At 59.5% G+C, this 23414-nt stretch carries 24 protein-coding genes; 14 read left to right on the top strand and 10 right to left on the bottom strand.

From position 1 onward, the window contains the following. Window positions 1-26: 26 nt before the first annotated feature. The gene (locus GOW40_RS09050) at window positions 27-455 is read left to right on the top strand and encodes a thioesterase family protein (protein WP_171129804.1); all 429 of its coding nucleotides are present in this window, start codon (window positions 27-29) and stop codon (window positions 453-455) included. Here the strand turns inward: GOW40_RS09050 and GOW40_RS09045 are convergent. Genes GOW40_RS09045 through alr form a run of 3 tightly spaced genes read right to left on the bottom strand, consistent with a single transcriptional unit; the run spans window position 452 to window position 3008 of the window. Further along, window positions 452-1198: an ABC transporter ATP-binding protein gene (locus tag GOW40_RS09045; protein ID WP_171129802.1), complete on the bottom strand. Its 747-nt coding sequence runs from the start codon at window positions 1196-1198 to the stop codon at window positions 452-454. The two genes, GOW40_RS09050 and GOW40_RS09045, sit on opposite strands and share 4 nt — an antisense overlap. Next, window positions 1195-1977 (bottom strand): ABC transporter permease, encoded by a 783-nt coding sequence (locus GOW40_RS09040; protein ID WP_171129800.1) that lies wholly within the window; start codon window positions 1975-1977, stop codon window positions 1195-1197. Before GOW40_RS09040 ends, GOW40_RS09045 begins: the two co-directional genes overlap by 4 nt. Beyond that, window positions 1974-3008 carry an alanine racemase gene (alr, locus tag GOW40_RS09035; RefSeq protein WP_171129798.1) on the bottom strand — a complete coding sequence of 345 codons (1035 nt, stop codon included), beginning with the start codon at window positions 3006-3008 and terminating at the stop codon, window positions 1974-1976. Before alr ends, GOW40_RS09040 begins: the two co-directional genes overlap by 4 nt. 255 nt (window positions 3009-3263) lie before the next feature. Between alr and GOW40_RS09030 the strand changes: the two genes are divergently transcribed. Then, the gene (locus tag GOW40_RS09030; RefSeq protein WP_171129796.1) at window positions 3264-3803 is read left to right on the top strand and encodes a GNAT family N-acetyltransferase; all 540 of its coding nucleotides are present in this window, start codon (window positions 3264-3266) and stop codon (window positions 3801-3803) included. Between the two features lie 49 nt (window positions 3804-3852). On the opposite strand, the gene GOW40_RS09025 is transcribed toward GOW40_RS09030, so the two are convergent. From GOW40_RS09025 to GOW40_RS09005, 5 genes are all read right to left on the bottom strand, one after another. Then, window positions 3853-5343: a replicative DNA helicase gene (locus GOW40_RS09025; protein ID WP_171099448.1), complete on the bottom strand. Its 1491-nt coding sequence runs from the start codon at window positions 5341-5343 to the stop codon at window positions 3853-3855. 225 nt (window positions 5344-5568) lie between these two features. Beyond that, on the bottom strand, window positions 5569-6249 hold the full coding sequence (locus GOW40_RS09020) for an orotate phosphoribosyltransferase (protein WP_171129793.1): 681 nt from the start codon (window positions 6247-6249) through the stop codon (window positions 5569-5571). 84 nt (window positions 6250-6333) lie between these two features. Continuing rightward, window positions 6334-6816: a CinA family protein gene (locus tag GOW40_RS09015; protein ID WP_171129791.1), complete on the bottom strand. Its 483-nt coding sequence runs from the start codon at window positions 6814-6816 to the stop codon at window positions 6334-6336. After that, the gene (locus GOW40_RS09010; RefSeq protein WP_171129789.1) at window positions 6813-7310 is read right to left on the bottom strand and encodes a phosphatidylglycerophosphatase A; all 498 of its coding nucleotides are present in this window, start codon (window positions 7308-7310) and stop codon (window positions 6813-6815) included. The genes GOW40_RS09015 and GOW40_RS09010 overlap by 4 nt, the downstream gene beginning before the upstream one ends. Then, window positions 7307-8437, bottom strand: coding sequence for a bifunctional 2-C-methyl-D-erythritol 4-phosphate cytidylyltransferase/2-C-methyl-D-erythritol 2,4-cyclodiphosphate synthase (locus tag GOW40_RS09005; protein ID WP_171129787.1), 1131 nt, complete (start codon window positions 8435-8437; stop codon window positions 7307-7309). The genes GOW40_RS09010 and GOW40_RS09005 overlap by 4 nt, the downstream gene beginning before the upstream one ends. Window positions 8438-8618: 181 nt before the next feature. Here GOW40_RS09005 and dusB point away from each other — a divergent pair, with 181 nt between their 5' ends. From dusB to GOW40_RS08970, 7 genes are all read left to right on the top strand, one after another. After that, on the top strand, window positions 8619-9602 hold the full coding sequence (gene dusB, locus GOW40_RS09000) for a tRNA dihydrouridine synthase DusB (protein WP_171230940.1): 984 nt from the start codon (window positions 8619-8621) through the stop codon (window positions 9600-9602). Further along, window positions 9599-10678 (top strand): nitrogen regulation protein NR(II), encoded by a 1080-nt coding sequence (locus GOW40_RS08995; RefSeq protein WP_171230939.1) that lies wholly within the window; start codon window positions 9599-9601, stop codon window positions 10676-10678. The genes dusB and GOW40_RS08995 overlap by 4 nt, the downstream gene beginning before the upstream one ends. Continuing rightward, on the top strand, window positions 10678-12045 hold the full coding sequence (locus GOW40_RS08990) for a response regulator (protein WP_171129783.1): 1368 nt from the start codon (window positions 10678-10680) through the stop codon (window positions 12043-12045). The genes GOW40_RS08995 and GOW40_RS08990 overlap by 1 nt, the downstream gene beginning before the upstream one ends. A gap of 99 nt (window positions 12046-12144) precedes the next feature. Further along, complete coding sequence (locus GOW40_RS08985) at window positions 12145-14433, top strand: PAS domain-containing sensor histidine kinase (RefSeq protein WP_171230938.1); 2289 nt, start codon at window positions 12145-12147, stop codon at window positions 14431-14433. Then, the gene (locus GOW40_RS08980) at window positions 14430-15839 is read left to right on the top strand and encodes a sigma-54 dependent transcriptional regulator (RefSeq protein WP_171129779.1); all 1410 of its coding nucleotides are present in this window, start codon (window positions 14430-14432) and stop codon (window positions 15837-15839) included. The genes GOW40_RS08985 and GOW40_RS08980 overlap by 4 nt, the downstream gene beginning before the upstream one ends. Next, a complete protein-coding gene (locus GOW40_RS08975) occupies window positions 15817-16386 on the top strand; it encodes a helix-turn-helix transcriptional regulator (protein WP_171129777.1) in 570 nt (189 codons plus the stop codon). The genes GOW40_RS08980 and GOW40_RS08975 overlap by 23 nt, the downstream gene beginning before the upstream one ends. Before the next feature lie 43 nt (window positions 16387-16429). Continuing rightward, a complete protein-coding gene (locus GOW40_RS08970) occupies window positions 16430-17590 on the top strand; it encodes an MFS transporter (RefSeq protein ID WP_171129776.1) in 1161 nt (386 codons plus the stop codon). Here GOW40_RS08970 and GOW40_RS08965 read toward each other — a convergent pair. Then, on the bottom strand, window positions 17568-18047 hold the full coding sequence (locus GOW40_RS08965; RefSeq protein WP_171129774.1) for a hypothetical protein: 480 nt from the start codon (window positions 18045-18047) through the stop codon (window positions 17568-17570). The two genes, GOW40_RS08970 and GOW40_RS08965, sit on opposite strands and share 23 nt — an antisense overlap. Before the next feature lie 96 nt (window positions 18048-18143). Here GOW40_RS08965 and trkA point away from each other — a divergent pair, with 96 nt between their 5' ends. From trkA to GOW40_RS08940, 5 genes are all read left to right on the top strand, one after another. Next, on the top strand, window positions 18144-19520 hold the full coding sequence (gene trkA / locus GOW40_RS08960; RefSeq protein WP_171099430.1) for a Trk system potassium transporter TrkA: 1377 nt from the start codon (window positions 18144-18146) through the stop codon (window positions 19518-19520). Next, window positions 19520-21058, top strand: coding sequence for a potassium transporter TrkG (locus GOW40_RS08955; RefSeq protein WP_171129770.1), 1539 nt, complete (start codon window positions 19520-19522; stop codon window positions 21056-21058). The genes trkA and GOW40_RS08955 overlap by 1 nt, the downstream gene beginning before the upstream one ends. Before the next feature lie 131 nt (window positions 21059-21189). Then, window positions 21190-21429 (top strand): RNA chaperone Hfq, encoded by a 240-nt coding sequence (hfq, locus tag GOW40_RS08950; RefSeq protein ID WP_010440340.1) that lies wholly within the window; start codon window positions 21190-21192, stop codon window positions 21427-21429. After that, window positions 21429-22700 (top strand): GTPase HflX, encoded by a 1272-nt coding sequence (hflX, locus tag GOW40_RS08945; RefSeq protein ID WP_171129768.1) that lies wholly within the window; start codon window positions 21429-21431, stop codon window positions 22698-22700. The genes hfq and hflX overlap by 1 nt, the downstream gene beginning before the upstream one ends. Window positions 22701-22710: 10 nt before the next feature. Beyond that, window positions 22711-22995, top strand: coding sequence for a putative quinol monooxygenase (locus GOW40_RS08940; RefSeq protein WP_171129766.1), 285 nt, complete (start codon window positions 22711-22713; stop codon window positions 22993-22995). A gap of 2 nt (window positions 22996-22997) precedes the next feature. Here the strand turns inward: GOW40_RS08940 and GOW40_RS08935 are convergent, their stop codons facing one another. Next, the gene (locus tag GOW40_RS08935; protein WP_171129764.1) at window positions 22998-23393 is read right to left on the bottom strand and encodes an ester cyclase; all 396 of its coding nucleotides are present in this window, start codon (window positions 23391-23393) and stop codon (window positions 22998-23000) included. Window positions 23394-23414 lie beyond the last annotated feature (21 nt).

The raw sequence follows: 23414 nt of genomic DNA, 5'->3' as shown, positions 1-23414 counted from the left end.
GGATAAGTCTGTCAAGGAGAGATCGGATGCCTGCTTTTGTGGCTTTCAAGTCAATTGTTGATCCATCGGATTGCGATTTTCTGGGGCACATGAATGTCTCAAGGTATTTTGCAGCATGTTCGGATTCGGTATTTGCCCTTCAGTCAGAAATGGGTTTGACCGCAGAAGATATGCGTTCGGGACGAAGGCTATCGTTTGCGGTAGTGCATGCGGAGAGTGACTTTCTATCTGAGTTGCAGGCGGGCGACGCCATCCAAATGGAAAGCGAAATAATTGAACTGGGTGGGAAGTCGATTACGTTTCGCCATAGCTTGCTACGTGCAGCGGATAGAAAGATGGCTTTCAGTACCGTTTTCAAATGCGTCTTGCTTAATCTCGAAACAAGAAGAGCAGAGGCGCTTCCCGACGAGGTCGTCTCAAAGGCGCAAGACTGGCTGGCTGACAATATGGTTTAACGCACCGCCTCAATCGGCCCTTCCGCGCTCCCGCTGATAAACTGTTCCACATAGGGATCGCCAGAGGCGTCCATCTGCCCGACAGGGCCGGTCCATTGGATCACGCCTCCGTGCAGCATCGCTACGTTGTCGGCAATAGCGCGGACCGAGCTCATGTCGTGGGTGATGGTCATGGCGGTGGCGCCCATCTCGGTCACGATCTCGCGGATCAGGTCGTTGATGACGCCCGACATGATCGGGTCGAGGCCGGTGGTGGGTTCGTCGAAAAAGATAATCTCGGGCTCGGCGGCGATGGCGCGGGCCAGGCCCACGCGTTTTTGCATACCGCCCGACAGCTCGGCGGGAAATCGGTCGGCCACGTTGGCCTTCAGTCCGACACGGCGCAGTTTGTCGATGGCAATTTCACGGGCGTAATCCGCCGGGCGCTTCAACGGCCCGCGCAGCAGGCGGAAGGCCACGTTTTGCCAGATGGGCAGCGAGTCGAAGAGGGCCGCGCCCTGGAACAGCATTCCGAACCGAGCCAGAAACGCATCACGGTCGCCTTTGGTGGCATCCTTGCCATCCACATATATCATCCCGTTGTCGGGTTTGATCAGGCCCAGAATACATTTCAGCGCCACAGATTTTCCCGTGCCAGATCCGCCGATAATAACCATCGACGTGCCCTTGGGGATCTCAAGGTTCATGCCTTGCAGCACATGGTTTTCGCCAAAGGCTTTGTGAACGTTCTCCATCCGGATCATAGCGAGAAGAATACCCCCGTGAGAACGAAGTTGGCAGCCAGGATCAAAACCGCTGCAGCCTCGACCGAGCCTTTGGTCGCCCGGCCCACACCCTGCGCGCCGCGGCCCGAGTTCATACCGTAATAGCAGCCCATGATCGCCGCGATTACGCCGAAGGCGGCACCTTTGACCAGAGATGAGACGATGTCTCGGGCTTCCAGAAAGTCGACCGTGTTTTTCAGATACGCGGCGGGGTTGAAGCCCAGATTTTGCGTGGCAACCGTATAACCGCCCGCAATGCCGATGATGTCTCCGACCCCGACCAGGGCAGGGACGGTGATCAACGCCGCCAGCACGCGCGGGGCGGTGAGGTATTTCATCGGATGCGTGGAGAGCGTGACCAGAGCGTCAATCTGCTCGGTCACTTTCATCGTGGCGATTTCGGCAGCGATGGATGACGTCACACGTGCCGCGATCATAAGGCCGACCAGAACCGGCCCAAGCTCTCGCACCATGCCGATGGCCACTATCTGCGGCACCACAGCCTCGGCATTGAAGCGCGCGCCACCAGCATAGATCTGCAAGGCCAGCGCTCCGCCGGTGAAAATCGCAGTCAGGCCCACCACGGGCAGGGACAACCAGCCGATATTCAGCAGCGCCAGGGCAAATTCACGCGGATAAAAGGGCGGGCGCACGATATGCGACACCGCATCCAGCGCGAACAGCGCCACGCGGCCAAAGACCGCAAACAGGTTCAGAATGGCTCGACCAAGCCCGCCAAGCGGTGACAATGGGTTCATTCGACATAGCCCCGCGAATAGCGGCTGCCGAGCGAGGTGAGGATTTCATACCCGATGGTGCCTGCGGCTTCGGCCAGATCGTCAACGGTTTGGTGCCCGTTCAGGATACGCAGGCGTTCGGGGTCCTGGGGCAGGTCCGTGACGTCGATCGTGATCAGATCCATGGAAATGCGCCCGACGACCGGGCAGGGCTGATCGCCCACAAAGGCGTCGATGCCGCCACCGATGGCTCGATGCAAACCGTCCGCATACCCCGCCGCAACAGTCGCGATACGCGACGGGCGGCGTGCGGTCCAGGCATTGCCGTATCCCACAGTCTCGCCCACATCGACGTGACGCACCTGAATGACCGGCAGGTCGATGGTGACCACCGGCTTGGCCGCGGCAAAGGGCAGGCCGCCATAAAGGCCAACGCCCGGGCGGCAGAGGTCGAAATGATATTCCGGCCCCAGGAGGATACCACCGGTCGCCGCCAAAGACCGGGGTGCCGAGATCCCACCGGTCATGTCTTTGAAACTTTGCAGCTGCTGCCGGTTCATCGGGTGGTCGGGTTCGTCCGCGCAGGCCAGATGCGACATGACCAAGGCCGGGTTGCGCGCCAGCACGGCGCTGCGCAATGCCGACCAGTCCGACGGCTCCAGCCCCAGACGGTTCATGCCGGTGTCCAGCTGAATGCCAAACGGATGGTCGGGCAGGGCGTCGAAGTGACGTTGCACCTGTTGTGGCGCGTTCAGCAGCGGGATCAGATCATGGTCGCGCAGAAGGTCGGTATCGCCGTCCATATGCCCAGAAAAGACAAAGATGCGCGGCTCGGGGCCCAGGACTTTGCGGATCGGAACGCCTTCTTCGGCGGCAGCAACAAAAAAGCTGCGAACCCCTTCTTCGGCTAAGGCCAATGCGACGGGTTCGGCACCCAGCCCATAGGCGTCGGCTTTGACCACGGCGCCGGTTTCGGCGGACGACAATGAGCTGAGCGCGCGCCAGTTACTGGCCAGCGCAAGAAGGTTGATGGAAAGGCGTGCTGTACTCATGGCAACGTTCATGACATTGCATCGACCAAGGTCAAGAGGGAAAGATTGTTTTCGGCATCAGAAAGCCCAGGGAACCGGCAAGTTCCAGCCATATCAACACATTTTTTACAAACGCCCCATGGGCAGATCAGGGTCGAGGTTCTTGTGATTGTGCTCAAATGACCGTTAGATCTCTTACACCAGAGTGTATCGTTTCGCGCTTTTCAGCGCTAAGTTGAATGCAGTCTGGCATCGTAATCGGAAACGGAAGAACAAATGGAATTTTCTACCGGCCACAAAGATCACCAGGCCGAGATCGTCGCGTTTTTCGCGTCGGTTTTTTCGGCGTCAGAGGGGCCCGGCGAAGGCGCGTTGATCGGCGAATTCGTAACTGATCTGCTGGCCACAACCCCAGCCGAGGACGTGCTGGTGTGCACTGCTCGCGACGAGCATGCGCTGGTCGGCTGCCTCTGCTGGTCTCGGATCCGGTTTGCCGACGATACACGCATGGTATTCATCTTGTCCCCTGTGGCCGTTCACACCGAGCGGCAAAAGGAAGGCATCGGGCAAAGGCTGATCGGATTCGGATTGGATCAAATGCGTTTACAGAAAGTCGATGTGGTTCTGACCTATGGCGACCCGGCGTATTATGGCAAATCCGGCTTTCTGCCCATTACGTCAGAGGTTGCGCAACCGCCTTTACCGCTCAGCTATCCGCATGGGTGGTTGGGGCAATCGCTGAAAGAGGAGGCGTTGGCCCCTTTGCAGGGCCAATCCCGGTGCGTCGCGGCATTGAACAATCCCAACCTTTGGTAAGTTGAGTACCTCCGCTAAGTCGAACCGTTTTACAGCAACGACAAGGGGGTCAGTACCCCTCGATCTCACCGCTTTGCTGCCAAGGCTTGACCAGATTGCCAAACCGCGTGAACTGGGCCTCGAACGACAGCTCGACCGTGCCGATAGGACCGTGGCGTTGCTTGCCGACGATAACCTCGGCCTTGCCGTGCAGACGCTCCATGGCCTGCTTCCACTCTTCCATCTTTTCCAACTCGTGATCGCCCGGCTTTTCCCGTTCCTTGTAGTATTCTTCGCGGAACACGAACATCACCACGTCGGCATCCTGCTCGATCGAGCCCGATTCCCGCAGGTCTGACAATTGCGGGCGCTTGTCGTCGCGGTTTTCGACCTGACGGCTGAGCTGAGACAAAGCGATCACCGGGATATTCAACTCTTTGGCGATGGCTTTCATCCCCATCGAGATTTCGGCAATCTCATTCACGCGGTTGTCGGACATGCCGCGGCACAGTTGCAGATAGTCGATGACCAGCAGATCAAGCCCGTGGGTTCTCTTCAGCCGCCGCGCACGCGCGGCAAGCTGAGAGATCGGGAGGGCGGGGGTGTCATCGATGAAGAGGGGGCAGGCTTCCAATTCCTTGGCCGCGTCCACGAAACGGCGGAACTCGGCCTCGGTCATATCTCCTTGACGGATCTTGTGGCTTGAGATTTCCGAGGCTTCGGCCAGAACCCGGCCTGCAAGCTGCTCGGCGCTCATTTCCAGTGAAAAGAACCCGACGACGCCGCCATCAATCGCGCCCTCGGATCCGTCCGGCTTTAAACCGCGCTTATAGGCCTTGGCCACGTTAAATGCGACGTTGGTCGCCAGCGAGGTTTTACCCATCGAGGGCCGCCCCGCCAAAATGATCAGATCGGACGGGTGCAGCCCGCCCAGTTGTTTATCGAGATCGGCCAGACCGGTGGAAATCCCCGCCATGCCGCCACCACGCTGGTAGGCTTCGTTGGTGACGTTGACGGCTTCTGTGACCGCCTTGAGGAAGGATTGAAATCCTTGTTCGGTCTGGCCCTGCTCGGAAAGCTGATAGAGCTGTTGCTCGGCCTCGACGATTTGTTCTTTTGGTTCGCTGCTGACATCGACCCGCGCCGCCTTGTCCGAGATGTCGCGACCCAACCGGATCAGCTCGCGCCGGATGGCCAGATCATAGATCATCTGGGCATAATCATGCACCGCAAAGGCGCTGATCGAGGCCCCGGCCAGCTTGACCAGATAGGCGGGGCCACCCAGTTCTTTCAGGCCCTCATCTTCGGCCATGAATGACTTCAGCGTTACGGGGGAAGCCAGCGCATTCTTGGCGATGCGATTGGCTGCCACCTCATAGATGCGGGCATGGACCGGGTCATAGAAATGCTCGGCCCCGATGATCGATGCCACACGATCATAAAGATCGTTGTTGGTCAGGATCGCGCCCAAAAGCTGCTGCTCGGCCTCGATCGAATGCGGCATTGTTTCGGCGTTCTGAATTTGTGCCGCTGCCTGCTCGATACTGCTTATCTCGTTCATCTTGTCCCCGCTGCCCGTGCGCCGGTTCTACACGCGAAACACCACCACAAGCTATCTGGAAATACCTGTGGCTAAGTTGGGGTAAAGCCTTGGGATAACTTTCCGGACAGTTTGGATATCTGAACGCGCTTGGCTTATTATGTAGGAATTGACGCGAAAGTCACCAGATATCGTAGGCGAAGCTCCGATTCTTGTGGGCTTATCCCCAATCCATCCACAACAGATTTAACTGGATTTATTAGCCTCTTGCCAGCCACGTGGGTCGTTCAGAAATGCCTCGACCCCGCTAAGGGTCTCTGCGTCAAAGGCCTTTTGCGCATTGGCCTCGGCCAGAACATCCCACCAGGTGCACAGCGAATGCAGGGTTATTCCGTGATCGCCCAGAGTTTTTTCGGTCTCGGGGAAAATACCATAATAGAAAATCACCGCCGTGTGCCCGCAGGTGGCCCCTGTTTCGCGGATCGCATCGACAAAAGACAGCTTTGATCCACCATCGGTGGTCAGGTCCTCGACCAGCAGCACCCGATCGCCTTCGCCCATCGTGCCTTCGATACGGGCGTTACGGCCATAGCCTTTGGGTTTCTTGCGCACATAGGTCATCGGCAGCGCCATACGCTCGGCCACCATGGCGGCAAAGGGGATGCCCGCCGTCTCGCCCCCGGCGATGTTGTCAAACGCCTCAAACCCCGCATCCCGCATCACGGTGACCGTCAGGAAATCCATCAGGGTCGAACGGATGCGGGGGTATGAGATCAGCTTGCGGCAGTCGATATAGGTCGGGCTGGGCAGACCAGAAGACAGCGTGAACGGCTCGCGCGCATTGAAATGAACGGCCTTGATCTCCAGCAGCATCCGCGCAGTCAGGCGGGCGATTTCGGTGCTATCGGGGAAAGAACTGGGGATCATGGCGCAAACCTCTGGGCTAAGGGAATGTTGCGGGCTGATAGCCTGACCTTCGGGCCAGAGTCGAGCCTGATTGTTCGCGCAAGCTCAGGTATCGTCGGTTGGCAAAAGCGCGTCGCGCAGCAGCGTCAACGCGTGATCGCGCGCGGATTGGCGTACTTTGTCGCGTCCGAGCGCACCAAACTCCACCGTTTCCGTCTGTGTGACATGGCCTTTGAAGGCCAGACCAAAGCAAACGCGGCCCTCGGGCTTGTAGTCAGAGCCGCCGGGGCCCGCGATTCCGGTGATCGACACCGCCAACTGCGCGTTTGAGTGCTGCAGGGCGCCTTCAGCCATTTCATGCGCAACCTGCTCTGAAACAGCGCCGTAAGTGGCCAAAGTCTGCGCCCGTACACCCAACATCTGTTCCTTTGCATCGTTGGTGTAGGTCACAAAGCCACGATCCACGACCGCTGAGCTTCCGGGAATATCCGTCAGCGCCGCCGCCACCATGCCGCCGGTGCAGCTTTCGGCGGTTGCGATCATGACGCCCCGCGCCTTAGCCAGATCAAGAAGCTCGGATACGTTCACAGGCCCAATACCCCATGTGCGATGCCGGCCAGAGCCATGACGCCAATCGCGGCAAAGAAGCCGGCGATGACATCATCCAGCATCACGCCCATCGGGTCGCCCCTGCGGTCGGCCCAGCCAACGGGGCCGGGTTTGGTGATGTCGAACAGGCGGAACAGCAGAAATCCGGCCAGCCAACCGGGCCAGAGCGCCGTGATCTCGATCCCGTGCGCCCAGCTGGGGTAGGAGATTGCCCAGATTGCGATGAACTGTCCTGCAACCTCGTCGACGACAATCTCGGATGGGTCGTGATCGTCTTGCCCAGCCGTCATCACACCTGTGGCCCAAAGCCCACCGGCAAAGACCGCAAATGTGGCGAGCACAAGCAAGGGGAAGCCGCCGATTACATGCAACAGCCAGGCCAAAGGCAGCGCCGCAACCGAGCCCCAGGTGCCCGGGGCAGGGCGCAGATAGCCGACACCGCCCACCGTGCCAATCAGGCGCGCAAGGGTCATGATTTCACCAGACAGGCCGTGGCCAAGGCGGCGATGCCTTCGCTGCGACCGGTAAAGCCCAAACGCTCGGACGTGGTGGCCTTGACCGAGACCTGATCTGCCCGCAAGCCCATGAATTTGGACATTTCTTCCCGCATGGTCCGGGCATGGGGACCGATTTTGGGAAACTCACACACCAAGGTGCAATCGACGTTCGAGATGGCATAGCCCATGTCACTGGCCAGCGCGACGGCGTGGCGCAGAAAGATCTCGCTGGCCGCGCCTTTCCATTGCGGGTCAGAGGGCGGAAAATGCTGGCCGATATCGCCCTGCGCCAATGCGCCATAGATCGCATCGGTGACCGCGTGCATCCCGACATCCGCATCCGAATGCCCCTGCAATCCGCGACTGTGGGGTATTTTGACACCACACAGGATCACGTGATCTCCGTCGCCAAAGCGGTGCACGTCATATCCGTTGCCCAGCCTTACATCCATTTCCATTCCCAATATCCGTTCCGCCCGGGCAAAATCCTCGGGTCGGGTGATTTTCAGATTATCCGCATCGCCCGGCACGATATGCACATCCAGCCCTGCGGCGCGGGCGACTTCGACATCATCTGCGGCCCCGCCGGAACGTGCCGCATGGGCGGCGACAATGGCGTCATAGTGAAACCCTTGCGGGGTCTGCGCGGCAAACAGGCTGCTGCGATCCTGCACCCCTTTGACGGTGTCCTCTGATCCCACCCACAACGCGTCAGTTACTGCTAGGCCCGGCGCTGTGGCTTGGTGGGTGTTCAGGGCCTCGATCACGTCCTTTATGATGCGCGCAGACACGCATGGGCGCGCTACATCGTGGATCAGCACCTTTTCCACACCCAGACCTGTCAAAGCCTGCAACCCATTGCGGACCGAGCCCGCGCGATCCGCGCCCCCAGGCGCCAGGATCAGGTCGCTTTTGCGGAACTCGTCCCAGGGTGCCCGGTCGTCTTCTGACAGGACCAAAACAACGTGATCAACCGCCCCGCGTAACCGGTCCAGCGTCCAGTCCGCGACGCGTCGCCCGGCCAGGCTGCGCCACTGCTTTGGAACACCGCCACCGGCGCGTATTCCGCGTCCTGCGGCGACGATGATGGCGGCTGTGGTCATGGTCAAATTGGCTCCTGTCTTGGGGTTTGTTTAGGGGGCGGTGAATGCAGTGGCAATCACCTCTGATCGAGTGATTAAAAATTAGGCAGGTGATGATTTTGCAGGCTTATTGCCTTGCGATTCATTGTTCACCCCCTCAAGACCCGGTATCAAAGCGGTAATTGCCTAAGGATTAAGCACATTGACACTTCGCCTCGCTGACAAAGACGTGTCACCACCTGTTTTGCTGGCCCCCATGGCCGGAATCACCGATCGCCCGTTCCGCGACCTGGTGATGCGCTTTGGCGCCGGGTTGGTGGTGAGCGAAATGGTCGCCAGTCAAGAGATGGTGCAGGCCAAGCCCGGTGTCCGGGAGCGGGCCGAACTGTCGGCGGATGTGGAAAACACCGCTGTGCAACTGGCCGGGCGCGAGGCGCATTGGATGGCCGAAGCTGCGCGACAAGTGGCCGATCGCGGCGCGCGGGTAATCGATATCAATATGGGCTGCCCCGCCAAGAAGGTGACCAATGGCTATTCAGGTTCAGCCTTGTTGAAGACCCCAGATCACGCGCTGACGCTGATTGAGGCTGTGGTTGCCGCCGTGGACGTGCCTGTGACGTTGAAAACCCGGCTGGGTTGGGATGACGCGTTGCTGAACGCGCCTGTGGTCGCGCGCCGGGCGCAGGATGCTGGGGTTCAGATGGTCACCATTCACGGGCGCACGCGCTGTCAGTTTTACAAGGGCCATGCCGACTGGCGGGCCATCCGGGCGGTGTCTGAGGCAGTTTCGATCCCTGTCATTGCCAACGGTGATATCGTGGACAGCGCCGCCGCGCGCAGCGCGTTAGACCAATCCGGTGCAGATGGCGTGATGATCGGGCGCGATGCGCAGGGCAAGCCCTGGCTGTTGGCGCAGGTGTGCCACGATCTTTTTGGACAGACCGCACCCGAGGTTCCCGAAGGTGACGATCTGATTGACATGGTGCGTGCGCATTATCAGGCGATGTTGAGCTTCTATGGCCGGGATCTGGGCCTGCGCGTCGCCCGCAAACATCTGGGATGGTACATGGATGAGGCCGGAACACCACCGCAGCTGCGTCGTGCGGTTCTGACGTCGCGAGATCCCGAAGAAGTCATGCGCCTGCTTGCAGATGCTTTAAATCCGGTAGAGCAGGTGGCGGCATGAACTCGGACAAAAGCGTATGGGCCTCGCTTCCTGTTCCGGCCTTTATCATCGATCCAGAGGACCGGATTGCTGACGTGAATTCTTCGGGCGAAGGGTTTCTGAACGCGTCGCGCAAGGCGGTGATCGGCACGCCGGTCTGGGACATGATCGCCGTTGACGCGCCCTTGGAAGAGGCGTTCCTGCGCGCCCGTGCACAAAGCACGCCGCTCTTTGTCAATGATGTTGATGTCGGGTCCGGCAACCGGGCACCTCTGCAATGCGCGCTTCAGATCGCGCCGCTGGTCGGGCATGAAGGCTCGATGATCATGACCATCTCGCCACGCGAGCTGGCCGGGCGCATGACGCGAGGCAATACGGTGAAATCGGCCGCGCAATCGGCCATTGGCATGGCCGAGATGCTGGCGCATGAAATCAAGAACCCGCTGGCCGGGATCACCGGCGCGGCGCAACTGCTGAGCATGAATATACCGGCGGAAGATCTTGAACTTACTGATCTTATCGTGGCTGAAACCCGCAGGATCGTTAAGCTGTTGGAGCAGGTCGAGCAGTTCGGGAACCTGTCCGTGCCTGATTTCAAGCCAGTCAATATTCACGACGTGCTGGACCGTGCGCGTCGGTCGGCTTTGCTGGGTTTTGGTGCCCACATGACCATTATCGAGGATTATGATCCCTCCTTGCCTCTGGCCTATGGTGACCCGGATCAGTTCCTGCAAGTGGTTCTGAACCTTCTCAAGAACGCCTCGGAAGCTGCTGACCCCAAGGGCGGAACCATTCGCCTGCGCACCTATTTCGAACACTCGTTCCGCCTGCGCCGAAGTGACGGGTCGGGCCATTCGCTGCCCTTGCAGATCGAGATTATCGATGATGGCCCTGGCCTGCCCGAGAAAATTCGCAGCGATATTTTTGACCCGTTCGTGTCGGGCAAGGAAAACGGCACCGGGCTTGGTCTGGCGCTGGTCAGCAAGATCGTCTCGGACCATGACGGCTGGATATCGGCTGATTCGGTCCCCGGACGCACCGTATTTCGCCTGTCCCTGCGGCGGGCGCCCAAAGAAAGCAAAAAGGAGAGCAGCTGATGGATGGCACTATTCTGGTTGCCGACGACGACCGAACCATTCGTACGGTTCTGACACAGGCTCTGACCCGCGCCGGGTGCAAGGTGCACGCGACCTCGTCGCTGACAACGCTGATGCGCTGGGTGGCAGAGGGCAAGGGGGACGTCGTGATCTCGGATGTGGTCATGCCCGATGGCAACGGGCTTGAGATGCTGCCCAAGATTGCGCAGGACCGGCCCGGTTTGCCGGTGATTGTCATCTCGGCGCAGAACACGATCATGACGGCGATTCAGGCCGCTGAAGCGGATGCCTATGACTATTTGCCGAAACCCTTTGATCTGCCGGACCTGATGAAGCGTACCGCGCGCGCGCTTGAGCAGAAGCAACGCAACATTCCCGACGCACAGGAGGCAGCAGAAGACCGTCCTGATGAGTTGCCTCTGGTTGGACGCACACCGCTGATGCAGGCACTTTATCGGCTTGTCGCGCGGGTGATGAACACCGATTTGCCGGTGATGATTTCTGGTGAAAGTGGGTCAGGTAAGTCTCTGATTGCACGTGCTATTCACGATTTCTCGGATCGCAGAACCCTGCCGTTCGTAACGGCCACGGCGGCGGACCTGAGCGATCTGGAGGGTCCGGCGCGGGTGATGGCGCGGGTGCGTGGGGGCACTCTGCTGATCGACGAGATCACCGATATCGAAGACGAGATTCAGGCGCGCATCGTACGGATGATGGATACGCCGGGCGATCATGTGCCACGGTTCATGGCCACCAGCCAGGGCGATCTGACCGAAGCGATGGAGACCGGGCGGCTGCGGCAGGATCTGTATTACCGTCTGTGCGGCGCAACCATTCACGTGCCGGCCCTGCGCGAACGCGTCGATGACATCACTTTGCTCGCCGAACATTTCCTGACCCGCGAGGAGCGCGAGACAGGGATCAAACGCTGGCTCAGCCCCGAAGCGGTAGAGCTGGTGCGCCGCTATTCCTGGCCCGGCAATGTGCGGCAGTTGGAAAATGCGATCCGCAGGCTGAGCCTGACCAGCCGGGCGAAAGAGATTTCCAAGGCCGAGGTCGAACTGGTTCTGGGCAGCCAGCCCGAGGCCGAACCGGTTTTGGGGGATGGCGAGCGCGAAAAACTGTCGACCTCGGTCGCGCGCCATTTGCGCCGATATTTCGACCTGCACGGCAATATCTTGCCACCTCCGGGTCTGTATCAGCGCATTCTGCGCGAGGTCGAGGCGCCTTTGATCGAGATTGCCTTGGACGCAACCGGCGGAAATCAGGCGAAATGTGCCGATTTATTGGGAATCAACAGGAATACGCTGCGGAAAAAGATAACTGACCTCGATATTCAGGTGACACGCCGTCGCAAACTGATGTAATATCGCCACACAAACTGTGGCGTCCAGGTTCAAAGCTGGGAAAGACCACGAGATATGGCGGTAAGCCGCGCAAGCGGCACATCAGGATGAGGGCAGACGGTGGCAACGCGGGCACAGATCGGGCCTATTCCAGCGATTAACCGGTGGCGAAAGTCCCGGAAACTGCGCAATTTCAGCACCTTGGGCCTGGTTATGCTGGGCCCGGTTTTGGCGTTTGCAACCTATCTGGTTATTGGTCCCTTTGATCTGGGTGCTGCGGCGCCGACCCTGCGTCTGATTCTTCTTGCCGATCTGGTTTACGTGCTGGTTGTGGCCGCTCTGGTGCTGGGCCAGCTTGGCAGTCTGATTGCGGCACGCCGTGCGAAATCCGCCGGCTCGCGTCTGCATTTGCGCTTGATCGGCGCGTTTACGCTGCTGGCGCTGGTCCCTACGGTGACCGTGGCGATATTTGCCGGGCTAACGGTGAATATCGGGCTTGAAGGCTGGTTTTCGGATCGGGTGCGCGGGGTGGTTGGATCCTCGCTCAGCGCCGCCGAAGCCTATGAACAAGAACACCGGCAGGGCCTGACTCAGGATGCGGTGGTCCTGGCGCGGTTTCTCGACAACGCTCGGTCGCTGGATTTCTATATCTCGGATGCCGAACTGCGCGAGGTATTGGCGCAAGGGCAAGGCCAGATCCAACGTGGCCTGCGCGAGGCTTATGTGATCGACGGCAGCGGGGAGATCCGCGCACGCGGCGACAGATCCTACCTATTCGACTATGAACAGCCGACCCCCGAACAGATGATCGAAGCGCAGGACGCGCGCGTCGGGATCATCGCCGATTGGGCCAATAGCGAGTTTCGGGCCCTCGTGCCGCTCAGGGCCTATACGGATCGTTATCTCTATGTCAGTCGCGAAGTCGATGGCGAGTTGCTCACGCTGTTGGATGAAACCAAGGAAACGGCCCAGTTCTACAGCCAGCTTGAAAGCGACCGTGGGCGGGTTCTGTTTCAATTCGGCCTGCTCTATCTGGGATTTGCGGTCATTTTGATTCTGGCGGCCATGTCTTTGGGCATGTGGTTTGCCGAACGCCTGTCGCGCCCGGTCGGGCGGTTGACCACCGCGGCGCAGCGCGTCGGGGCAGGGGATTTGAGCGTGCAGGTGATCGAAGAGAAAAGCGACGACGAGATCGCGATGCTGGGGCGGTACTTCAACCAGATGACCCGCCAGCTCAAAGGACAGCGTGACACACTGCTGGAAAACACCCGTCAGATCGAACGCCGCCGCAGATTGTTCGATTCCGTTCTCAGTTCGGTCACATCAGGCGTTGTGGGGGTAGATTCGGACGGGTATGTCACCTTCGTGAACCGCTCTGCCCAACGCTTGCTGGACTGGTCGCGGGGCGAAGAACATCTGGCGATTGGTATCGCTGTGCCCGAATTCATGCCTCTGTTCGAAAGTCTCAAGGAAAGCGGGCAGGAGGCCGTGCAGGAAGAGATCAAGGTCACCCGTAAAGGAAGGTTGGAAAACCTGCTGGTGCGCATGGCGACCCGGCGTGGCGAGGATGGTGGCTTGGAGGGCTATGTGGTGGCCTTTGACGATGTCACCGATCTGGTCAGCGCCCAGCGTATGGCGGCCTGGGGCGATGTTGCCCGCCGCATTGCGCACGAGATCAAGAACCCTCTGACGCCCATTCAGCTGAGCGCGGAGCGGATCAAACGCAAATTCTCTCCCAAACTGGAAGAGGATGACTGCGATACGATGGTGTCGATGACCGATGTGATCGTGCGGCAGACCAATGATTTGCGGCGCATTGTCGATGAGTTCTCGAAATTCGCCCGGATGCCCGAGCCGGATCGCCATGAGGCGGATGTGGTGGATCTGGTGCGTGAGGCCGTGTTGCTGCAGCAAGCCGGTCAGCCCGAAGTGGAGATCACAGCCGATCTGCCGGATCAGCCGATCATGGGCGATATTGATGCCACCATGCTGAGCCAGGCGCTGACGAACCTGATCAAGAACGCGGGTGAAGCCATTGAAACCCTGAAACAAAAAGGTGCGCCCGAAAATCTGGCGCCGCAGATCAAGGTGATCGTGTCCAGTGACGACGCGGGCACCCAGATCACCATTGCCGATAACGGCATCGGCCTGCCCGAAGATCGGGCGCGGCTGTTTGAACCCTATGTGACGACACGGGACGAAGGCACGGGCCTTGGGTTACCGATCGTCAAGAAGATCATCGAAGAACATGGCGGAGCGCTGAGCTTGGAAGATGCGCCCGTCTTTGACGGACAGGACCATTTTGGCGCAATGGCTGTGATCCGACTGCCGGGGGTCAACGATGCCCCAATCTCTGCGCCATCAAAACAGGCGATTAAAACCAACATAATGAAAGCAGGCCAAAGATGAGCGATATTCTGATCGTAGACGACGAACGCGACATCCGCGAGCTGGTGTCCGATATTCTTGAGGACGAAGGCTTTTCGACGCGGCTCGCAGGGAATTCCGATGACTGCATGGCGGCAATCAATGCCGAGCCTCCGGGGCTGTTGATCCTTGATATCTGGCTGAAGGACAGCCGGATGGACGGGATCGACATTCTGAAGGCGGTGAAACGGGACAATCCGGATGTGCCGGTGGTCATCATCTCGGGCCACGGCAATATCGAGATCGCGGTCGCTGCGATCAAACAGGGGGCTTATGACTTTATCGAAAAGCCCTTCAACATCGATCAGTTGATGGTGGTGATCCGCCGCGCCATGGAAACCTCGCGCCTGCGTCGCGAGAATGCCTCGCTCAAGCGCAAAGAGGTCAGCAGTTCGGACATGATCGGCAAGTCAGCGGCCTTCCGCGGTATGCTGGGACATCTGGACAAGGTGACCAAATCGAACGGTCGTGTGATGCTGAGCGGGCCAGCCGGGTCCGGCAAAGAGATTGCCGCGCGTTACATCCACGCCCATTCCAACCGCGCTAACGCACCATTTGTGACCGTCAACTGCGCCGGGATCGAGCCTGAGCGGGTCGAGGAGGTTCTGTTCGGGCGCGAGTCGGCCGAGCGTGGTGTGGAATCGGGCCTGTTGGAAGAGGCGCATGGCGGGGTCATCTATTTCGATGAGGTGGCCGATATGCCTTTGGGCACGCAGTCCAAGATCCTGCGGGTGCTGGTGGATCAGCAGTTCCAGCGGGTCGGCGGCAGCGACAAGGTGCGCGTCGATCTGCGGGTGATTTCATCGACCAATCGCGATCTTGAGGCCGAAATCGCAGCCGAGCGGTTCCGCGAGGAACTGTATCACCGTCTGAACGTGGTGCCGATTGCCGTTCCTTCGCTGGAAGAACGGCGCGAGGATATCCCGGTTCTGGCGCAGCATTTCATCGAAATGTGCAACGAGACTCAGGGCCTGCCGGTGCGGGAATTGTCGGATGAGGCCGTCGCCTTGTTGCAGACAATGACTTGGCCCGGCAATGTGCGGCAGCTCAAGAACCTGATCGAGCGGGTGCTGATCCTGGGCGATGGTACAGATCCGATCGAAGCGCGCGAGCTGCCCAACGAAGAAGAAAAATCCGACGAATCCGGTCGCGTCGTTCTGTCGGGCGCTCTGGCGACCTTGCCGCTGCGCGAAGCCCGCGAAGCGTTCGAGCGCGAGTATTTGCTGACCCAAATCAACCGCTTTGGGGGCAATATCAGCCGCACTGCCAGCTTTGTCGGCATGGAGCGCAGCGCGCTACACCGCAAACTGAAATCGCTGGGTGTTGTGACCTCGAACAAATCCGGCGCACGAGTGGCCCAGATCGATGAACCTGAACCGGCAGAGTGATCTGCCAGGCTATCCTGGCTTTGGCAAACGCCTGAAGCGGGTGCGGCGGTCGATCGGGTTGAAGCAATCGGCATTGGCGCAGGCGATGGGGGTCAACCAAACAACGGTGTCGCGTTGGGAAAGTGGCTCTCTGACCCCTTCGGCCGCAGCGCAACGCGCCGTCTTTCGCGCCTGCGGCGGCACGCAGATGGAGGATACCGCGTTGAAGCGTCTCGTGATGCATTCGTCGCAATGTCTGCATCTGGTTGAAGAGACCAGCCACAGGTGTCTGGCGTATTCGACAGGGCGCGCGCGCGATTGGAAGACCAGTCAAAGCGCCTTGCTGGGCGTACCACTTTGGCAATTTGCCACAGAAGAGATCCAAAAGGCCGAAGCCGAGCTGGAAGAGGAAGGCTGGTGGGACCTTCAGATGCCCAAGCCCAAAGCGTTCCAGACCTCCGAGGCCGTGCATGACTGCATCCGCATCAGTGCCGGTCAGATCCTGTGGGAACGTTTGTATCTGTCAGATGGAACGCCGGTTCGGTTGGTAAGCCCCGGCCACGCATAATTTATGCGTTTCAGCCCGTGCCAGACCCGGCTAGAACCGGGCCATGGTACAGATTTTCAAAGTTCTTTTGCTCTGGATGGCAGGATTGGGCGCGGCCACGCAATTCGCCAAGATCGCCGTCCCTTTTGCCGACGTAGCGTTGCTGTACCCCGATCACACCGGGTGGCTCTTGTCGATCATCAGCTTGATCGGCGCGGTACTGGGGGCCTTGTCCGGCGCCATCGCGGGCCGGGTCGGGCCAACGCGTCTGCTGATCTTTGGTCTGGTTCTGGGTGGTGCGATTTCTGCGTTTCAGGCCAGCCTGCCGGGCTTTGCTGCGATGATGGCCAGCCGTGTGGTCGAGGGCGTTTCGCATCTCGCCATCGTGGTCGCCGCGCCAACCTTGATCGCTCAGATCACCACCGGACGGGCGCGCAATGTCGCAATGGTCTTGTGGAGCGCGTTTTTCGGTGTGGCCTTTGCGTTGAATGCATGGATTGGCTTGCCCTTTGTCTCAAAATTCGGACTGCCCGCTTATTTCCTGACCCATGCGGTTTTGATGCTCTTGACGGCTGTATTGATCCTTGCGTGCCGGATTAAGGTTGATCTTGGGGCTCATGAGGGTTCCGGCTTTGGCGTGACCGCAATTGCCCGGGTTCATCTGAACATCTATCGCTCGCCCTTCATATCGGCCCCGGCGGTGGGATGGTTCTTTTACACGCTGACCTTCGTGTCATTACTGGCCATCTTGCCCTCGCGTCTGCCCGAGGGGCAGGGTGCAATTGTTGCGGGGCTGATGCCTATGGCTGGCATCGCCTTTTCCTTCGCGCTGGTTCCGGCCTTGTCCTCGGTAATCTCATGCGTGGCGGTGACAATGTTGGGGTTCTCGCTGGCCATCTCTGTTCTGGTCGCATCACTCATGGGCGCGCCACTGGCGATAATCTGCGTCGCTTTGTTCGCTGTGCTGGGCCTGGTGCAGGGGGGCAGTTTTGCTGCCGTGCCTGAATTGAACTCAGGCGCTGCAGATCAGGCGGCCAGCTATGGGGCCCTGGCGCAGATGGGTAATGCGGGCAACCTGCTGGGTACTCCGATCCTGCTGGCGGTTCTGGGGGTGGGCGGAGAGCCCGCGATGGTGCTGGCGATCATCCTGTCTTATGGTCTGGCCATTGCCGCGCATGGGTTTATGGCGCGTCGCCGCGCAATCAGCCCGACTGACCCGGTGTGATGATCTGAAACGACCCGTCATCGAATTTGACAAAACACGATTGCGGGCTGAGCGGTGGCAGGGTTGTTGTTCGGCCTGGAGGCACGCTTGATTTTACCCCGGACTTGCAGGGTGGCAAACTGACCGGACGAAAGCCTTTTTCGGCCATGCACTGCGCCTCGACCGTGTTGCGCAGGCCTTTGTTGACATCGACGGTATAGATGCGTCCGGGCTCCCACCAGCCTGCGGTGCGATGACAGCGACCATTGCCGTCGCAATAGGTCCGGCCCGGCCAATAGGTCGGTGGAGTCTGCCGGATCTGGTTGGCTACTGGCGCGTCCTTGAGGGCCGCAACCTGACACGCGGTCGTTTCGGCCTGAAGCCGCGATACGCTTTCACCTTCGCGATAATAGAGCGACATGGGTCCGCAGGACATGAGCGTAAGGATTGGGATCAACAAGGCCAGCTGTGTTTTCATATGCTTATCTTGCCTCAGCCTGCGGGATATGACAATTCAATTGACCGCTTTGGGGGCATCTGTCATTCAAAGCTTTCAGGCAGAAGGGCCAGATACATGAAGGTCATCATTTGCGGCGCCGGACAGGTAGGCTGGCAGATTGCACGGCATTTGTCGGGTGAACTTAATGATGTGACAGTTGTCGACAACAATCCCGACCTTGTGCGCCGAGCCACCGAAACGCTGGATGTGCAGGGGATTGCTGGCTTTGCCAGCTATCCTGATGTGCTGGAACGGGCAGGCGCGCGCGACGCCGATATGATCATTGCCGCGACCCATTCGGATGAGGTCAACATGGTCACCTGCCAGATGGCGCATTCGATCTTTTCGATCCAGCGGAAGATTGCGCGCCTGCGCTCGAAATCCTATTTGCAGGCGATCCATTCAGACCTGTTCCGACGCGATCACCTGCCGATTGATGTTGTTATCAGCCCCGAACGCGAAGTGGCCGCAGCGGCTATGCGCCGCCTGTCTGCACCTGCGGCCTTTGACACCGAGCTTTTCATGGACGGTAAGGCGCAATTGCTTGGTATTCGCGTCGATGAAGACTGCCCCATCGTCAACACACCCCTGCGACAACTGACCGACCTGTTCTCGACCCTCAGTTCGATTGTGGTCGGGGTGCGGCGCGAGGGGTCCTTGTTTGCCCCGGAATCCGAAGATCAGCTGTTTGTGGGTGATGAATGCTATGTGTTTACCAGCGTCAAGGATGTCGACCGCACGATGGAGGTGTTCGGGAAGACGCAGAAACAACAGGACCGCGTGGTTATCGTCGGCGGCGGTAACGTGGGGCTGGAGGTCGCGCGCACGCTGGAAGAGCGCGAAAGCCGGGTGCGGGCCAAGATCATCGAACGAGATCGTCAATGTGCAGAAGCGGCGGCTGAAGCGCTGGAGCGGACCATCGTGCTGCATGGCGACGGGTTGGATGCCGCATTGCTGAGCGAGGCAGGCATCGAGCGCGCAGACGCGATGCTGGCCGTTACCGACGACGACCGCACCAACATGCTGGCCGCCGTGCGCGCGAAAGAAGCGGGCAGTGCTCTGGCCATTGCTCTGATCAATGACCCCAGCATGGTGGCCTTGATGGGGCCGCTGGGAATTGATGCCTACATCAATCCGCGCGCCACCACCGTCAGTTCGATCCTGCGCCATATCCGCCACGGCCGTGTACGGCAGGTCTATTCCATTGGCGATGCCGAGGCCGAAGTCATCGAGGCCGAGGTCATGTCGACCTCGCCTATGGCCGGTCAGAAATTGCGCGATATCGATTTCCCCGAAGGTGTTTTGGTGGGCGCTGTGCGCAAGGGTGACGAGGTATTGCGCCCAACCGGCAGTCTGCGGATCGAGGAGAAGGACGTGGTGGCCATTTTTGCCATGGCCAAAGATGTGCCCGAGGTTGAGCGGCTTATGCAGGTCTCGATCGACTTTTTCTGATGGCAAGGGCGCGCGCACAACAGATCGGAGTATTGCGGCGCCTGCCGCTGCTGCTTTTGATCTGGGGGGCGGCGTCGCTGTCGATGTGGATCCCTGCGATCTATGCGCTTGTGCTGGACGATCACGAAACCTCGCGTGCGTTTTTCTATTCCAGTCTGATTGGGCTCTTTGCCGTGTCGCTGATCGCCCTGGCGGTTCTGAACCGAGTGCCAAAACACGGGACATTGGGGCAATTGGCAGTTTTGCTGGCCTCATTCACGGTTCTGCCCCTGTTTCTGGCGCTGCCTTTATTCGAAGCTTTGGGCAATACCAGCTATCTGAACGCCTATTTCGATATGATCAGCGCGGTCACAACCACCGGCGCCGATCTGTTTCCCGATCCCGAACGGCTGACGGCACCTTTGCATCTGTGGCGGGCCCTTGTGGGGTGGATGGGTGGTCTGCTGATGTGGATCGCAGCGGCGGCGATTCTAGCGCCGCTGTCTTTAGGGGGCTTTGAGGTGACGGCGCGGGGGCAGCCTGGTCGCCCGGTCTCGGGTGTGGCGCAGAGCGAAAAGGTTGATCCGCGTGGTCGTTTGTTGCGGGTCACGCGTACCCTTGCGCCGGTTTATGCAGGGCTGACGGCGGTGATCTGCATTCTGCTTTTGATCGCCGGCGAACAAGGCCTGACCGCTGTGTGCCATGCGATGTCGGTCATGGCGACCTCGGGTATATCGCCGGTCGGCGGTTTGGAAGGGTCGACAGCGGGCATAACCGGAGAGATGATCCTGTTCCTGTTCCTTCTGTTTGCTTTGTCGCGGCTGACCTTTTCAGCCGACACCGCAACCACCGGGTATGGCCGGCTGGACAAAGATCCCGAGTTTCGCATCGGTCTGGCGATTGTCTTGGCGGTGGCTTGTCTGCTGTTTTTCCGTGTGGCTGCCGGGGTCGCCGAACTGGGATTGCAGATGACTTTCGGTCAGGCGGTTCAGGTGATCTGGGGCATGTTGTTTACTGTTCTGGCTTTCCTCACTACTGCCGGGTTCGAAAGCGCCAACTGGAATGATGCCCAACAATTGTCAGGTCTTGGTACACCCGGCCTGATCCTGCTGGGGCTTGCTCTGATTGGCGGTGGCGTGGCGACCACGGCCGGTGGGGTCAAGCTGCTGCGGGTCTATGCGCTCTATCTGAATGGCAAGCGCGAGATTGATCGGCTGATCTTTCCGTCTTCGATCAGCGGCGAAGGCGGCGGCAATCGCCGTATCCAGAGCGATGGTGCCTTTATCGCCTGGATCTTCCTTATGATGTTTGCACTTTCGCTGGCGGTGTTTGACCTTTTGCTGGCCGCTGCTGGGGTTGGGTTCGAGCAGGCGATGGTTCTCAGCGTAGCAGCGCTCAGCACAACGGGGCCGTTGATCGAGCTGGCCACAGATGTCCCGATCCGGCTGATTGACCTGTCCCCTTGGGCCAAATTGACGCTCTGCGCCGCGATGGTCATCGGTCGGCTCGAGACGCTGGCAATCATTGCATTGATCACACCGGCGTTGTGGCGTGATTGACAAGACATCTGGCCAATGGGCTAACGCCTGATTTTTCATCTGGAATATCTGCGCGCACCGCTCCATACTCTGCCGAAGGGAGCGCGTTGGCCCGCAGCGCGTAGCAAGAACAATGGCGAGATAATAAAAATATGGCTTCGGACAGACAGAATCTTCAGGATGCCTTCCTGAACAATGTACGGAAAGCTAAGGTTCCGGTCACGATTTTCCTGATCAACGGTGTGAAATTGCAAGGTGTGATCACCTGGTTCGACAATTTCTGCGTGCTGCTTCGGCGCGACGGACAGTCGCAGCTGGTGTATAAACACGCGATATCGACCATCATGCCGTCACAGCCGATCAGCCTGTATGAGGGCGAAGACGCCTCTTGATGGATCATGACAGGACGCGCACCCGGGCCTGGGTGCTGCATCCCGAAATCAAATCAGATGAACAGCGCCGTGTCCCCGAACCGGCGCTGGAAGAGGCGGTTGCGCTGGCAGCCGCTTTGCCCGATCTGGACGTGGTCGGTTCCGAGATCGTGCGCCTTCCGCGTGCTCAGGCGGGCCTGCTGTTTGGCAGCGGCAAGATCGAAGAGCTGGGTGAGCGGTTTCACGACAACGATATCGAACTGGTCCTGATCGACGGCCCGGTCACCCCGGTTCAGCAGCGTAACCTTGAAAAAGCCTGGAAGGTCAAGATCCTGGACCGCACCGGTCTGATCCTTGAAATCTTCAGTGACCGCGCACGCACCCGCGAAGGGGTATTGCAGGTCGAGATGGCAGCGCTCAGCTATCAGCGCACGCGGCTCGTGCGGGCCTGGACCCACCTTGAACGTCAGCGTGGGGGCTTGGGATTTGTGGGCGGTCCCGGTGAAACCCAGATCGAGGCTGACCGCCGTGCGATTGACGAACAATTGGTGCGTTTGCGGCGACAATTACAAAAGGTGGTCAAGACCCGCACGCTGCACCGCGCAGCGCGCGCCAAGGTACCCTATCCGATTGTCGCGCTTGTGGGCTATACAAACGCTGGAAAATCCACGCTGTTCAACCGGTTGACCGGGGCAGAGGTGATGGCCAAGGACATGTTATTCGCCACGCTTGACCCGACCATGCGGCGCGTTGTGCTGCCCGATGGCCCCGAGGTTATCCTGTCAGACACGGTGGGCTTCATCTCAAACCTGCCGACCGAACTGGTCGCTGCCTTCCGCGCCACGCTCGAAGAGGTTTTGGGGGCCGATCTGGTCGTGCATGTGCGCGATATCAGCCACGAAGAAACCGAAGCGCAGGCGCAGGATGTCGAAACCATTCTGACCTCGCTGGGCGTCGACGAAGACCGTCCTCGGCTGGAGGTTTGGAACAAGATTGATCTGCTTGAGGCCGAAGAACGCGACGCGACACTGGCCCGCGCCGACCGCGACCCGGCGATCTTTGCGATTTCTGCGGTGACCGGCGAGGGGCTTGACCCGCTGCTGGCCGAGATCGCAATCAAGCTGCAAGGCGTGCGGCATGAGGCGACACTGACCCTTGCATTCTCGGAAGGCGACAAGCGCGCCTGGCTTTTCCGCCAAGACGTGGTCCGCGCCGAAGAGCAGACCGAGGACGGCTTTGCTCTGAACGTCCTTTGGACGGACAAACAAGCCGCGCAATTTGCGAAACTCTAGGGAGGGTGCGATGTCAGAGGGCAAAGTCTATCTAACTGGGCATATTTTGGTGCCCGCTGAACGGGTTGAGGCCGTAAGAGCGGCTTTGCCTGAACATATTGAATTGACACGGGCAGAGCCCGGCTGCCTCTCGTTTGAAGTGGTCGAAGACGCAGACAATCCCGGCCAGTTCAATGTCAGCGAAGTGTTTGAAAACCTGGCCGCTTTCGAAGCGCATCAGAGGCGTGCGCAGGCCTCTCTTTGGTTTAAGGTGACCGAAGGCATCCCGCGCGACTTCAAGATTACATCTGGCTAGGCTCAACCACCGTCAATCTGCCGCTGGTGGTCTTCGGCGTCGAACCAGCCCAATGAGGATTGCACCTTGCCATCCTCGGTCAGGTCCCATTCTTCCCAGCCGCGCGTGACCACGTGATTGCCGGTCTGGGCGTGATGGCCTTCCAACGTCCAGACAAAGATGGCGTGGTTACCGGCCCATCGCATCATGTCGCACCGGACTTCCAGATCGGGGAACTCGGCATAGAAACCACTGGCCATTTCGACGATGGCCGCGCGGCCTTTCAGCACGTCGCCCCGGTTGATGATTATTTGACCGTCTTCGGCAAAGAAAGCCGCAACCGCGTCCGGGTCGCCCGAGCTCCATGCGATGGCATAATCCCGCGCCAGATTGTTCAGCTGGTCTGTCACGCTGCCCATGGCTATTCCCCCATTTGCCGT

Source organism: Ruegeria sp. HKCCA6707 (genome assembly GCF_013033515.1).
Lineage (GTDB): Bacteria > Pseudomonadota > Alphaproteobacteria > Rhodobacterales > Rhodobacteraceae > Ruegeria.
Note: the sequence above shows the minus strand (reverse complement) of the source record. Positions and strands in the feature narration are given on the sequence as shown.